This window comes from Candidatus Krumholzibacteriota bacterium, assembly GCA_016932415.1.
GTDB lineage: Bacteria > Krumholzibacteriota > Krumholzibacteriia > Krumholzibacteriales > Krumholzibacteriaceae > Krumholzibacterium.
In genome coordinates, this window is sequence record JAFGCX010000010.1 from 346,769 (window position 1) to 360,783 (window position 14,015).

Consider the following 14,015-nt stretch of genomic DNA (forward strand, 5'->3'; position numbering starts at 1 on the left):
ATGCCTTATGCTTAAATTGCCCCGGCCTCAGAGAATTGTCCTTGAATCGGGCGCCAGGCTGCTCTATCAGCGCAATCCCGTATCTCCGACAGTAGCATTCGGTGTCTGGATCACCAGGGGATCGAGAGATGAGAAGTCCTCTGAAAGGGGATATTCACATCTTCTCGAACATATGGTATTCAGAGGTACCGTGGCGCGGTCTGCTCTTGAGATAGCTCTCGACCTCGAGACGATCGGAGGGCAATGGGACGCGTATACGGGCAAGGAGGAGACCTGTTATCACGGCAAGGTCCTCGAGGAGAATTTTGAGAGCCTGGCCGATATTTTCGCTGATATAGTCCTATATCCCTCGATTCCGCTGGAAGCCCTTCCCATTGAGAAAAAGATCATAATGGAAGAGATCAGGTCCGTTGCCGATTCGCCCGAAGAGAGCGCCTATGAGTATTTCTTTCAGAATCTATATTATGGCAACCAGCTTGGTTATCCAGTGACGGGAAGTATCGAAGACGTTGCCGGTTCAACGAGGAGAAGACTGATCTCCTTCCGCCGCAGGACATATAACGCTCAAAACGCAGTCCTTGTCTTTATAGGCAATATTCCGGTCAATAAGGTAGTCTCCATTCTGGACAGGAGATTCAGGTTCTCCCCGGGAGCGGCCGCGGCCGAAAGGAAGCTTCCCCGGTTCAAACAGAAACGTTCAGTGCATGTGAGACGTTCGGATCTTTCGCAGTCGCATATCTGCGCCGGTGTAAGAGTCGGTTCGGCCTCTGATCCTGAAAGATATCCGCTTCTCGTCCTTTCGAATATTCTCGGCGGAGGAGTATCATCAAGGATGTTTCAGTCACTCAGGGAAGAGTCGGGGCTCGCCTATTCGATCTTTTCAAGCGTGAATTTCTGGAAGGATACGGGAGCTTTCTCCACATTCTTCTCCGTCGATCCGAAAAACCTTTCCCGGGCTGTCGATCTTTACAAAAGGGAGACAGTAAAGATCATGAGCGACGGCCTGAGGAAAGAAGAACTCGAGAGCGCTATAGCGCAGATAAAGGGGTCTGTCATTTTCGGTATCGAAAGCGTCGACAGCAGGATGTTCAGACTCTTTCATAACTATTTTCATTATGACAGGTATCTCTCACTGCCTTCCCTGATAAAGAGTATTGAAGAAGTCAGCCTGGACGATCTGATGCGGGTCGCTGAGAAGTACCTCGGTGACGAGAATCATATCTACGTCAATGTCGGACCAAAAAAACTGAAAGGGATCGCGTAATGACTCCCGACCCGCTTAAGGTAAAGGTGTCGATCAGGTATCTTCCCGGACATGACGGGTTGCCTGCCGTAAGGCGGATGACCGGCGGGTCGAGCGGATACGATATATGCGCCGCGTGCACGGAAGAGATCGTCATACCTCCTGGAGAGGCCGCCGTCATCCCTTCAGGGTTCGAACTGTCGATACCAAAAGGTTTTGAGGCGCAGATCCGTCCACGGAGCGGACTTGCCCTCAAAAAGAGGATCGGTCTTCTGAACAGCCCCGGTACGATAGACAGCGACTACAGGGGAGAAGTCGGAGTGATCCTTTACAATTTCGGAGACGAGGATTTTACGGTACGCCGCGGAGACAGGATAGCGCAGATGGTCTTCTCTGTTTTGCCCGAAGTCGAGATGGAAGGCGTCGACAGCCTTGACGAGACAGGCAGGGGCGAAGGGGGTTTTGGACATACCGGGCAGGGAGGATAGGATGTCGTGGTTTCTGGCTCCTGTCCTGATCGTCATCACCGTTCTGGCGGTCTTCTGCACCTGGAAAATCAGGTGGGGGCCGCCGCGCGTCGATATTCCGAAGGTCCTCGCGTTTCACAAGGTCACCGGTTTTGAACTGGGCGGTACCTGGATCACAAGGAAAAGATTCGCATCGTCGCTCGATTTTCTTCTCGATTCAGGATTCACGTTCATAGGTGAGGATAGTTATCTCGATGCCGTTACAGGTCGAAGGGTCTCGAGCGGACGTGAAGTGCTGCTTACATTCGATGACGGCTACAGGATGATACTCGACAATGCCATTCCAGCTCTTGAAGAGCGGAATATCCCCGCGCTGATATTTCTTGTCACTTCCTATGCCGGCAGAGAGAACAGATGGGAGCTTCAGCTTCCCGGAAGAAAATTCGATCATATGGGTTGGGATGAGGTATCCGATCTATACAAAAGAGGTTTTTCTTTCGGTTCACACGGACGGTCGCACAGGGATCTGACAAGGCTTGGAGTCGATGATCTCAGGCAGGAACTTTCAATCTCGAAAAGTGTCATTGAGGAAGTGACCTCAGGAAAAGTCAGGACTCTGTCATATCCGTTCGGAAGAAGTAACGCCATGGTGAGGGAGGAGGCGAGAGAGGCGCGGTATGAAGCCGCTTTTACTCTTTATCCTTCAGGCAGGAACAGTGAAATAGACCGTTTTGATCTCAGGCGCGAGGGAGTCTGGATAATCGATTCCAGAAGGTCGATCGGCAACAAGCTCGGACTGGGGAGCCTGTTCTGGCTGGAAGATCTGAAAGGAAGATCGATCAACAGTGTCGCCTCGCTGACTCCCCTGTTAAAGGGAGATTCTCCATTTAAGAAAATTTGCTGAACCGCGATCGGAAAGAGTCTGACCCCCCGGGGACCGATCTGTCATCTGCCGGTCAATTCCTGACAAGCGAATACGATCTTCCGCTTTCGTTGGTCTTATAGATCATCCCTGCCTGCTGGACCCTGTCAATGATCCTTCCAGGGATGATCTTTCGAGCGGCCAGGACCTCGAGCGTGAACGGGTACGTTCCGCTTGTGGCAGCGTATTCTTCGAGAGCCTCGATGACTTTCGCTTCAAGCAGGCGCATTTTCAACTCGGTCATATTTTCCGCTGATTCAAGCCCCATATTTTTACCGGTCTTCAACGGCATGGTGACGCTCGCTGCCGTCCAACCTGGAGGGCTCAGAAAGGGGACGAGGTACTCTCCGATGGCGAAACCGGCGATCAGTACTACCAGCGTGACGAAGGTGGGCATTACTGCGGATCTGTTTTTGACTTTCAACTCGGGGATATGCTCACTCACTTCGATCCTGTCAGCGGCGTGATCTTCCTTGATTTCAAGCATCCCTTTTTCAAGAAGCAGCTTGAGCGATTCATATGTAGTGAATCTTGCCATCCTCGAGTTGGTTATAAGATATTCAAGCGTCCTCTCCGTTTCAAGAAGCTCATAGAGCACTTCCTCGTTTCTGGAGATCGAGAATCCTCTTTCGGCGGGAAACGGAAGGCGACTGAACCTCATAGATTCGCTTGAGAATATCCTTTTCATCTCGGGCATCTCGTCGATCCTCCGCATGCTCTCCATAAGCACGCCTTCTACCTTGATTGCCGAGAACGACCTGACTCCTGACAGGATATTCTTTCCAATGATGAATTTGTAGTGACTCCTGGGCCAGCTGAGGACTTCCTGTACCGATTCATATATCTGTTCGGTAAATATCTCGGTAAGTTCATCTTCTGAAAAATATTTTTCCGACAGCAATATCTCCGTGAGGTCCATATTCGATTCCGACTGGATCTGCTGCAGATTGTTCATCTTGTCCCTGCTGATGAATCCGTATTTGAGGAGATAATCTTTCAGCGGATCCTTTGAGCGGTTCCGCCTGTCCCTGGTAGATATTATCAGTCCGTCCTTGAAGAATATCGCGGCGTTACTGTCGGCGTTTACCGAGAGCATACCCGATTTTTTCTGGATCGATATCAGCTGAAATATCTCACTCAGTCCAAAATCTTTTGCGTTTCCCTCAAGGGCCATCTCCATGCCTCTCTATAGTGAATCGAGGAATGCCTCGAAATTCTCCCGGCCCGCCCCGGTCTTTTCTTCGACCGTGTCTTCAGCCATAGCGTTCTTTTTGCTTTCCTGCTTTTCTTCAGGCAGGAATTCGGGAGGTAGTATCTTGAAGTTCTTCTGATCCTGGACAGGTCTTATTCTCAGAGTCGTCAGGTAACTCAGGGTCAGTATGATTACGGGGAGAGCTATCCTTATGACCGGGGAAGGGGCAATGAGCACGCGCGGATCCTTGAAATAGAAACCGGACCAGACGAGAGTGAGGATCGCGGCGGAATCAACGATCATATGGCATATGCCCGAACCTGTTCTGCCGTACCAGATGCGGGCAGCGCCTGGGATGATCATCACTTTCCATCCCGCCTTGCTGCCTCCCGATGGTCCGATCTTCTGTCTTCTGTGTCTAAGGAGAGCTTCCATCACCTTTACGCTAGAGAGTCCGTTGATCAGGTTTGTGCAATCGCCGCAAAGGGAAAGTCCGGTATCCTGATTCGAGCAGGATGGACAGGTCGCCGTTGAGCAGTTAGCGCATCTGAATACTTTCCAGTCACCCGATATCCGGCCGCTGATGAAAATACCGAGAAATATCGAACCGCCCAGCAGGTACCCCAGCCATCTGAATGGAAAAAGCAGCCAGGGCCTGAAGAGTTCTCCTATCAGGGGAGTATCGTAAAGAGCAGCTTCATCCTTTGCCATCGACCACAGGTACCGGTTAGGGAAGGATTGGTCATAGACCGAAAGATCTCTCAACCTGGTCGATGGGTGATAATCCCTGAATTTCTCGATCCCGTGCGAACTGGCCTGTTTCAGCGCTCTGCTTGATTCGGCGAAGAGCATCTTGTTGATATACGCCTGACCTATATTGAAGTGAGCGACCGCGTTCGTCGAATCGATCGCAAGGACGTTCTGGTACCCGGCCAGCGCCTTGTTATAATCCGCCTGCATGAAATAGACATTTCCCAGGTTCAGATAGGCGGGAGCGAAACTTCCGTCGGCAGAGACCGAAGCAAGCAGATGTGTCCTTGCTTCTTCGTATCGTCCGATCCTGTACATCAGCGTTCCGAGCGCGAACTCTTTCGCTCCTTCGAACCGCGCGCCTTCGATTTTGTCGATCGAATCGATGAGCCCCTGGTTTCCGCCCGATTCGTTCAGAAGGGCCAGCCTGCCGGTTATGCTGTTCCGGTCGATCGCCGGTATTGCCATGTTGGAGAGTGGAGCAGTGACGGAGATGATCCCTGTGACTATGACGAGGAAAGTAACAGCGGTCTTTTCCCTTCTTGTCATGAACATCCACAGAGTGCTGATAAGTATAGCTATATAGATCGCCGCTCCGAGCCGCATCACCAGCAGCGAGATGATGATCAATATCCCGATATATTTCGAAGGAGGGAATGAATATTTTTTCGAATACGCTTCCTGCGTCTTGTGATTTATGAATTGCCAGTATTTGAAGATCATTATGACCAGCGTCAACGCGAGCGCTATTAGAGCCGAGGCGGCGAGATGTATCGCGAGGTTGAGCGCGAGAAGTCCCTGGTTGCGGAGACTCCAGGCCTGATGTTTAAACCCTTCGATAAGGTGGAACAGAAAATCGGGTGAACCTCGCAACAGTTCCACCCGGGCGAGAGTGAAGAAAGGATCCGGATTGCTCCCGGAGACAGAGCCACTAAGGATCAGCAATCCTTTGGCTTTTTCATAATTTCCAGCGTCGAGTTGTCTTACCGCTTCGCTGTATATCACCCTTGACGCTGTTTCAAGAGAAGGCGCACCCTCCTGAAGCCGCTCTGCCGAATATTCTCTCAAGACAGGGTTGGATATATTTTCCAATGAGTTAGCGAAAATATTATCGCATAATGCACTGCAGAGAAATACGCAGATAATAGCGGTGACTGTCCTTCGCGCCATAACTTGTTGTACCTTAATGCCTTTCATGATCAAAAAGCGCCATTTCCAGCAGTAGTATCTGCCTCACAGGTCCTTTTGATTCCACATCGGCAATTATCATGCCGTAAGGGGAGACGACTGAGATAATCATCGACTGTGGTATTTCATCATTTACACCGGCCTCTCCGGGTGTTACATAGATATATAGCATATTTATATATATTGACTGTTCGTGTTGTTTTGACAGAAAGAGGGATAAGGCGATGCAGCCGGCAGAGATTTCAGGAATAAGCAGATTCAGTGGTCAGGAAGTACTTCTCAAAGGCTGGGTATATAATTTTCGTTCCAGCGGCAGCATAATCTTCCTTCAACTCCGCGACGGGACGGGTGTAATCCAGTGCATAGTGGAAAAGACTCTTGTCGGTGATGAGCAGTTCGAGGCGGCGAAGACGATCACGCAGGAATCGTCGATCGAGATAAAAGGCATGGTTCGCGAGGATTCAAGGGCGCCGGGGGGTTTTGAGCTTGGAGTGACGGGTCTTTCGATCATCCAGGTGGCGGAGGAGTACCCGATCACCCCGAAGGAACATGGCAGCACTTTTCTCATGGATAACAGGCATCTCTGGCTGAGGAGTTCGCGGCAGAACGCGATTCTCAGGATCAGGGCAAGCCTCATCCGGTATATAAGGGATTTTTTCGACAACCGGGGCTTTATCCTCTGCGATACGCCGATATTCACCCCGAACGCCTGCGAGGGGACGACGACCCTTTTCGAGACCGATTATTTCGGGGACAAGGCGTATCTTACTCAGAGCGGGCAGCTTTACAACGAAGCGACTGCGGCCGCTTTCAGAAAGGTATACTGTTTCGGTCCCACGTTCAGGGCGGAGAAATCGAAGACGAGAAGGCATCTGATAGAATTCTGGATGGTGGAGCCTGAAGTCGCTTTTGCCGATCTTGACGATATCATGCAGCTTGCCGAGGATTTTATAGTCGATATAGTCGGCCGTGCCCTCGAGGATCATCGCTCCACGCTCGTCGATGTTCTTGAGAGGGATGTTACTCCTCTGGAAAAGGTCCAGCCGCCGTTTCCCAGGGTCTCATACATGGAGGCGGCTGCCATCCTCAAAAAGAAAGGGGTCGAATTCCAGACCGGAGGAGACTTCGGGGGGAATGACGAGACCGTACTGACAGAGGATTACGACAGGCCATTTTTTGTCCACCGTTTCCCGGCGGCGATCAAGGCGTTCTATATGGAACAGGATCCCGATGACAAGGATCTCAGCCTTTCCGTAGATCTTCTGGCGCCGGAAGGGTACGGGGAAATAATCGGTGGAGGCCAGAGAGCGTACGATCTCGATTTTCTCAGGAAAAGGATCAAAGAGCACGGACTCCCTGAAAAGGCGTTCGACTGGTATTTCGATCTCAGAAGATACGGCACCTTTCCTCATTCAGGTTTCGGCCTCGGTGTCGAAAGGACGCTCGCCTGGATATGCGGGATCAAGCATGTAAGAGAGACGATCCCATTCCCAAGGCTGATCAACAGGCTTTCTCCGTAGCCGATGGCGTCAGGCGCGCCAGCCGGACCGCCAGGTGACTCCTTCCGGCGGGAGAAAGGTCGGGTCGGCGCAGCTTCCCTGTTGACCTTGCAGGGCCCATCTGCTAATTTACTAATACTTTTTTAGTTTTTCTTCCTCTTTCAAGGAGGAATTTCTTTGAATGGACGATCTTTGAACGGGTTTCACGCAGCGCTGCTGCTGTTTTTTATTCTGCCACCCCTGACCTCCGCGGTAAAGGCTGGAGAGACGGATGATTTCCGTTTTGCCAGCCGGCTTCAGCGCGACGGGATGTATATCGCCGCGGCGGAGGAATATATCCGTTTTTCAGAGAAATACCCCGGAAGCGTCCTCAGGCCGGACGCCCTGTTCAACGCGGGCGAATCGTGGATGAAGGCCGGAAAAGCGAGCGAAGCTCTCGATGTCTTTGAAACGATGCTCACTTCATACTCAGGCCATAAAGATGCGTGCAAGGCAAGGTATTACAGGGGCGACATCTTCAAGGTATTAAAAAGATACAGGGAATCGGCTGACGAATTCCTGATGATAGATGAAGTATATCCCGATTGTCCGCTGGTAGGCCAGGCTCTTCTTTCCGCCGGAGAGTCGATACTGATGGCGGGAGAGCCGCATGAAGCGGCCTCTGTCCTGAGAAGACTCACCGACTCGAAGGATTTCCCCGGACTTCAGCCGAGAGCCCTTTACAACCTTGCCGCCTCTCTTCAGGAGATCGGAAGGGACCTCGAAGCTGCCTCGGTACTGGAGAGACTTACCTCGGAGTATTCAAAATCACCGGTAGCAGCCCTGGCTTTTATGCGGCTGGGGGAAGACGCGTTCGCCAGAGGAGAGTATCCTGCCGCGGGGAATTTTTTCAAGGAAGCCGCCGGTCGTTACAAGGAAGATATCCTGAGGGAAAAGGCTGTTCTGAGAATCCTTGATGTGACTGGCGCTGAGGGAAACATCCCTTCTTTCCTCAGGGAATCGGAACATTTTCTGAACGATTTCCCCGATTCGCCTTCGCGTCCGGATGTGTACAGAAAAGCGATTGAATCGGCCTGGGAGCTGGGAGAAACTAAAAAAGCGCTTACTCTCATCGACAGATGGAGAGGAGAGGGGACGGGGCAGGACTCGACGGGAGCAGTAAGTCTTCTGAGGGGAAAGATCCTTGCTTCCCGCGCGGAGAAAGGGAAAGCCCTCGAGGAGCTCAGGGAATTCAGGCACCGGTGGAGCAGTTCGCCTCTGCTCGTGGAGGCGTTGCGACTCGAAGCGAAGCTCCTTATCGAGGACGGACGCGGTGAGGAAGCAGAGGCAAGGTTGCAACTCGCTCTCATCGAGGACGCCAGGCGCGCCGAACATGGTTCGATCCTCAACCAACTGGCTTCACTGGCGATAGAGGGATCAGGCGATACCTTGTCGGCACTGAGATACTGGGATATGGTCATCGCGCTCGAAGATGGTCTGGAGACTCATGAGGAAGCTCTGTGGAGATCTGCGAGCACGCTCGACGGGATCGGGGACGCGACAAGGGCACTGGACAGGTTCGATCAGCTGCTGAGTGTATTTCCCGATGGAAGATATTCCGGAGAAGCTAAAGAGCGGATGGCGATACTGCGGCTGCGCGACCGTAAAAGCGGAGATCCGATATCGGACCTGGCACGGATCGCGGCAGGATCCGCCTCGATAACGGAGAGGTATGTCGATGTCGGAATAATCCTTCTCGATAAGGCGGACAGGCCTGAGCATGCATTCGCGTTTTTCGACCGGCTGAAAGAAACGGACCTGCCCGATTCCCTATGGATGAAGGTGGCTTATTACAAGGGAAAATCAAAAAAAAGGATCTATGAGAAATCTCTCCTCGCTGGAAAGGAAGAGAAAAGACTCCTGGGTGACGCGGTCGGATTCTGGTCGAAAGTAGCAAGCCGGGCACCAGGCACATACTGGGGAGGCCTGTCCCACAGGGCTTATCTGGAAAACAGGCTCGGAGACTGGAATCTTGAAGACCAGATAAAGAGACTCGATGAATTTACGGGGTATTACCGCAGCGGGGAGAATATGTGGTGGGCGGTCTCGACTAAAGCGGATCTTCTCTATGACAGAGCCAGGTCCGGAGAAGGATGGGCTGTCGACAGTTCGCTCGTCGTCTTCAGCAGTATACTTCAAGGCGATCCGCCGGCTTCTTTCAGAAAGGAAGCCCTTCTTAAGACAGGGTACCTGTTGAGGATGAAAGGGCAGCAGGAAGCGGCGGCCCGGGCTTTGACCTCCTTTGTCGACGAAAACAGCGGCGATGAAAGGACAGCCCCTGTCCTGTACGATCTTGGAGAGCTCTTTCTCTCGATGAGGGAGTACAAAAAGGCGCTCGACTCCTATTCGAGGTCTCTCGATTCCCCGTCACCCGGTCCGATAAGGTCGAAGTGCCAGTTGAGGATCGGGGATTGCCTCTATTACCTGCAGGATTTCACTGGAGCGAAAGAGGCATACAGTTTTCTGGGAAGCCTCTACCCCGAAAGTCCGCTTGCCGATGAAGCGGCCTACAGGGAATCGATCACTCTTCAGAGGCTCGGAGAATATGACCGCAGCGACTCGATCCTCGTATCCCTGTCGACTGACGAAAACCTGTCAAAAAGCCTCCGAGCGAGGGTCCTCTCCAGGCTTGGCGAGAATCTCCTCGCCGGGGGAAAAGCCGAAGAGGCGAGGGTCCTGATAGAAGAGCTGGTAAAGATCGAAAGAAAAGGGATCAATCAGGTGCTTTATGGCGAAGTCCTGTATGAGACAGGTGATTACGCCGGTTCCATAAAAGCTTTTTCAGACGCGATTAGATTCGAAGGGATCGATACGTGCCGCGTGCTGACCGGAATGGCAAGCGCCCGGTTCCGCGATGGAAATATTAAGGAGGGATCGAGGGATCTCCAGCGTCTTCTTGAATATTCTCCGGGATGCGAAGGGATATCCGCCGTAATGCTCGAGAAGGGAAAGATGGAAGCTGCCAACGGCCATTGTGACAAGGCCGGAGAGACTCTGGAGCTTTTAAGGAGCAGGTTTCCGGGAACAGGACCGGCCGCTGAAGCGCTCTATCATATCGCAGTCTGTGATCTGAAGCGCGGCGGAAACGCCGAAGCGATAGATAAGCTCAATCTGTTCCTCAGGGAATCCCCCAACACGCCGATTCTTGACAAAGCTTACTTCAAGCTGGCATCGGCTCATTACCAGTCGGAAAATCTCAATCTCGCCGCGCAGAACTACTCGCTTGCGGCGGAAGCGTCCAGGGACGACGCGTTCGTCTTCATGGCGCTTAAAAATATGGCGATGATAAACCAGGAGCTCGAAGAGTGGGGAAAAGCCGGTGAAGCATGGTACATGTTGTGCGAAAGATTCCCCGGACATAAAGATATTGTCGAACTCTTCTTCAACCTGGGATTCTGTTACTCACAATCGGGCAGGTTTGAACTGGCAAGGGAAGTATATGTCAGGATACCGGGGATCGCCGCGAATGAAGAACAGAGAGGCCGAGCGCATTACTGGGCGGGGATCAGCCTGAAGAACCTTGACAGGTGCGAGGAAGCAGTCAGAGAATTTCTCAGGGTCCCGTACCTGAGGACAGGTGGTATGTGGGGGATCACCTCCAAGCTGGAGGCGGCTATTTGTTACGAGAGGCTTGGGCAGACCGAACAGGCGGTTCAGATATATGAGAGGATAGTCAATGCTCATGGTGAGAACTCCGATTGGGGCTCCATAGCCAGGAAAGCGCTCGACAGGATCAATGGCGTGGAAAAGAAAGACGAGGCCGGAGATTGACGCAGGGGCCCACGCATCGCTTCCGGCAAGAGGTAGGACAAGATGACCGGTGAATACCTTGTTGTCAAGGGAGCCCGCGAACACAACCTGAAGAATCTTACCCTCAGGATGCCGAGGGGCGCTTTTATCGTAATAACCGGCCTGAGCGGTTCAGGAAAATCATCTCTCGCGTTCGACACGATATATGCCGAAGGCCAGCGCAGGTATGTCGAGTCGCTGTCCAGTTACGCCAGGCAATTTCTTGAACAGATGGAAAAACCCGACGTCGATTCCATCGAGGGATTATCTCCGGCAATATCGATCGACCAGAAGACGACCTCGCGCAACCCCCGTTCCACCGTCGGCACTATTACCGAGATCCATGATTATCTGAGGGTCCTCTTCGCGCGCACCGGTACTCCCCACTGCCCCGGTTGCGGCCGGACGATTTCCCGGCAGACGGTATCACAGATAGTAGACAGGATCATGGAAAGCCAGGAAGGTTCCGCCCTTGTCATCATGGCTCCGGTCGTCAGGGGACGAAAGGGAGAACACCGGGCTCTGCTGAGCAAACTGTCGAAAGATGGTTATACGCGCGTCAGGGTCGATGGAAAGGTATTCGGCCTTGACGGAGACGATATAAAGATAGATAAAAACAGAAAACACGATATAGAGGTCATAGTCGACAGGTTGAAGATCAGGCCGGGGATCGAACGGAGGCTCTCCGATTCGGCGGAGACCGCCGCGGTGGCTGGAGGCGGCGTGATACTCGTCGAGCAGGGAAAAGATGAGACCCTGTACAGTCTCGAATATTCATGTCCATGGTGCGGAGGGGGACTCGGGGAGATATCGCCAAGGATATTTTCCTTCAATTCTCCTTATGGAGCGTGTGAGGGATGTCACGGTCTCGGAACCACGATCGATTTTTCCATGGAGCTGGTCGTCCCGGACAGCTCGCTCAGTATCCGCGAAGGTGCGCTCGCCCCGGTCGGGCTGATAAAGGATAACTGGTTCAGGCTCAGGCTTGAAGCTCTGAGCAAGCTATTCAGGTTTTCTCTCGATACTCCTTTCGAGAGGTTGTCGAAAAAAAACAGGAAGATCATCCTGGAAGGTTCCGACGACGAGATCACTGTGCACTATGATTTTAAAAAGGGAAGGGGTGAATACACGACCCGGTGGGAAGGGATCATACCCAACCTGAGGCGCAGATATCATCAGACAGGTTCCGAGGCGGTCAGAAAATGGATTGAGACATACATGATATCGGCCGATTGCCGTGAATGCGGAGGAAGCAGGCTTCGCAAAGAGAGCCTTTCCGTCCTTGTGGCCGGCAGGAATATAGCCGAAATATCCCACCTTACGATAGACAACGCGGCAGAATTCTTTTCTGACCTTAAATTCAGCGGGAATGACAGCATAGTCGGAGAACCTCTTCTGAAAGAGATCACTTCAAGACTTGATTTTCTGAAGAATGTCGGACTTGATTATCTTGCTCTTGACAGGTCGGCCGGTACTCTCGCCGGAGGAGAGGCTCAGAGGATCAGGCTTGCAACGCAGATAGGATCGAAGCTTGTCGGAGTCCTCTATATTCTCGACGAACCATCGATCGGTCTTCACCAGAGGGATAACGCCCGTCTCATAGCTACTTTGAAGGAACTGAGGGATGCGGGAAATACCGTTATTGTGATAGAGCACGACAGGGAGACGATCCTGGCCGCCGACCACGTGATAGATCTCGGTCCCGGCGCGGGTGAGCATGGAGGGTATCTCGTGGCCGCCGGTTCTCCGGAACAGATAATCGAGACTGCCGGAAGCCTCACTGGCAGGTTCCTGCGGACCGATACCGTCTCAGACTCCGGCCCGCCGTTGAGGGAAGGAAGCGGTGTCGACCTGGTCCTCAGGGGAGCGAGAGCGAATAACCTGAAGAATATTGACGTTGCCTTCCCGATCGGAAAACTTATATGCGTCACTGGCGTCTCCGGCTCGGGAAAAAGCACCCTGGTCAACGATATACTCTTCAGGGCGCTGCACAGAAGATTCTTCAGAAGCAGGAAATTGCCCGGTCCCCATGACGGAATCGACGGCGCGGAAAATATCGACAAGGTGATCAATATAGACCAGTCCCCCATAGGAAGGACCCCGAGATCGAATCCGGCTACCTATACAGGAATCTTCGGGCCTGTTCGAGATCTTTTTTCACGGCTTCCGGAATCGAAGATCAGGGGATACAGACCGGGACGGTTCAGTTTCAACGTAAAAGGGGGCAGGTGTGAAGTCTGTAGCGGGGACGGGATGATAAAGGTAGAGATGCATTTCCTGCCGGACGTCTACGTGCACTGCCAGGAATGCAAGGGTAAAAGATACAACAGGGAGACGCTCGAGGTCTTCTTCAAAAACAGGAATATTGCCGAAGTACTGGAATTGACCGTTGACGAAGCGATAGATTTCTTTGAGAATATCCCTTCTGTAAGACGCAAGCTCCAGGTCCTTCAGGATGTGGGGTTGGGATATATAAGGTTGGGACAGCCTGCGACTACTCTTTCGGGGGGCGAGGCGCAGAGAGTGAAGCTGTCCTCGGAACTAAGCAAGGTCGGAACGGGCAAGACCCTTTATATTCTCGATGAACCGAGTACCGGCCTGCACTTCGAGGATGTCAAACTCCTTATGGCTGTTCTGGGAAGGCTTGTTGATCGGGGGAACACGGTTCTTGTCATAGAGCACAATCCCGATATTATCCGGCATGCCGATCATATAATCGACCTTGGCCCCGAGGGGGGTGAGCGCGGAGGAGAAGTGATATACGCGGGAGCTCCGGCTGGAATAACAGGATGCGACAGTTCCTGGACAGGAAAGATGCTGAAAGACCAGCTCAGGCCTGTCAATAGAGCGGGGCAACAGGATCAGGCTGTCATTTCCGGAAGAAAGGCGGAAGCAGCAGGGAATAAAAAAGGGAAGCACTGAAACT

General features: G+C 52.4%; 8 protein-coding genes. 6 read left to right on the forward strand and 2 right to left on the reverse strand.

What is annotated here, in order from left to right:
* Positions 1-7: 7 nt before the first annotated feature.
* Genes JW814_04315 through JW814_04325 form a run of 3 tightly spaced genes read left to right on the forward strand, consistent with a single transcriptional unit; the run spans position 8 to position 2,614 of the window.
* A complete protein-coding gene (locus JW814_04315) occupies positions 8-1,264 on the forward strand; it encodes an insulinase family protein (protein ID MBN2070663.1) in 1,257 nt (418 codons plus the stop codon).
* Complete coding sequence (gene dut, locus JW814_04320) at positions 1,264-1,731, forward strand: dUTP diphosphatase (protein ID MBN2070664.1); 468 nt, start codon at positions 1,264-1,266, stop codon at positions 1,729-1,731. Before JW814_04315 ends, dut begins: the two co-directional genes overlap by 1 nt.
* A gap of 1 nt (position 1,732) precedes the next feature.
* Positions 1,733-2,614, forward strand: a complete 882-nt coding sequence (locus JW814_04325; protein MBN2070665.1) for a polysaccharide deacetylase family protein — start codon at positions 1,733-1,735, stop codon at positions 2,612-2,614.
* Positions 2,615-2,666: 52 nt separating this feature from the next.
* Here the strand turns inward: JW814_04325 and JW814_04330 are convergent, their stop codons facing one another.
* A complete protein-coding gene (locus JW814_04330) occupies positions 2,667-3,806 on the reverse strand; it encodes a DUF4388 domain-containing protein (GenBank protein ID MBN2070666.1) in 1,140 nt (379 codons plus the stop codon).
* Positions 3,807-3,818: 12 nt separating this feature from the next.
* Complete coding sequence (locus JW814_04335) at positions 3,819-5,744, reverse strand: hypothetical protein (protein MBN2070667.1); 1,926 nt, start codon at positions 5,742-5,744, stop codon at positions 3,819-3,821.
* A gap of 242 nt (positions 5,745-5,986) precedes the next feature.
* Here JW814_04335 and asnS point away from each other — a divergent pair, with 242 nt between their 5' ends.
* The 3 genes from asnS to uvrA all read left to right on the forward strand — a co-directional run bounded on the left by asnS (position 5,987) and on the right by uvrA (position 14,011).
* Positions 5,987-7,282 (forward strand): asparagine--tRNA ligase, encoded by a 1,296-nt coding sequence (asnS, locus tag JW814_04340; GenBank protein ID MBN2070668.1) that lies wholly within the window; start codon positions 5,987-5,989, stop codon positions 7,280-7,282.
* A gap of 156 nt (positions 7,283-7,438) precedes the next feature.
* The gene (locus tag JW814_04345; protein ID MBN2070669.1) at positions 7,439-11,071 is read left to right on the forward strand and encodes a tetratricopeptide repeat protein; all 3,633 of its coding nucleotides are present in this window, start codon (positions 7,439-7,441) and stop codon (positions 11,069-11,071) included.
* Between the two features lie 42 nt (positions 11,072-11,113).
* Positions 11,114-14,011, forward strand: a complete 2,898-nt coding sequence (uvrA, locus tag JW814_04350; protein ID MBN2070670.1) for an excinuclease ABC subunit UvrA — start codon at positions 11,114-11,116, stop codon at positions 14,009-14,011.
* Positions 14,012-14,015 lie beyond the last annotated feature (4 nt).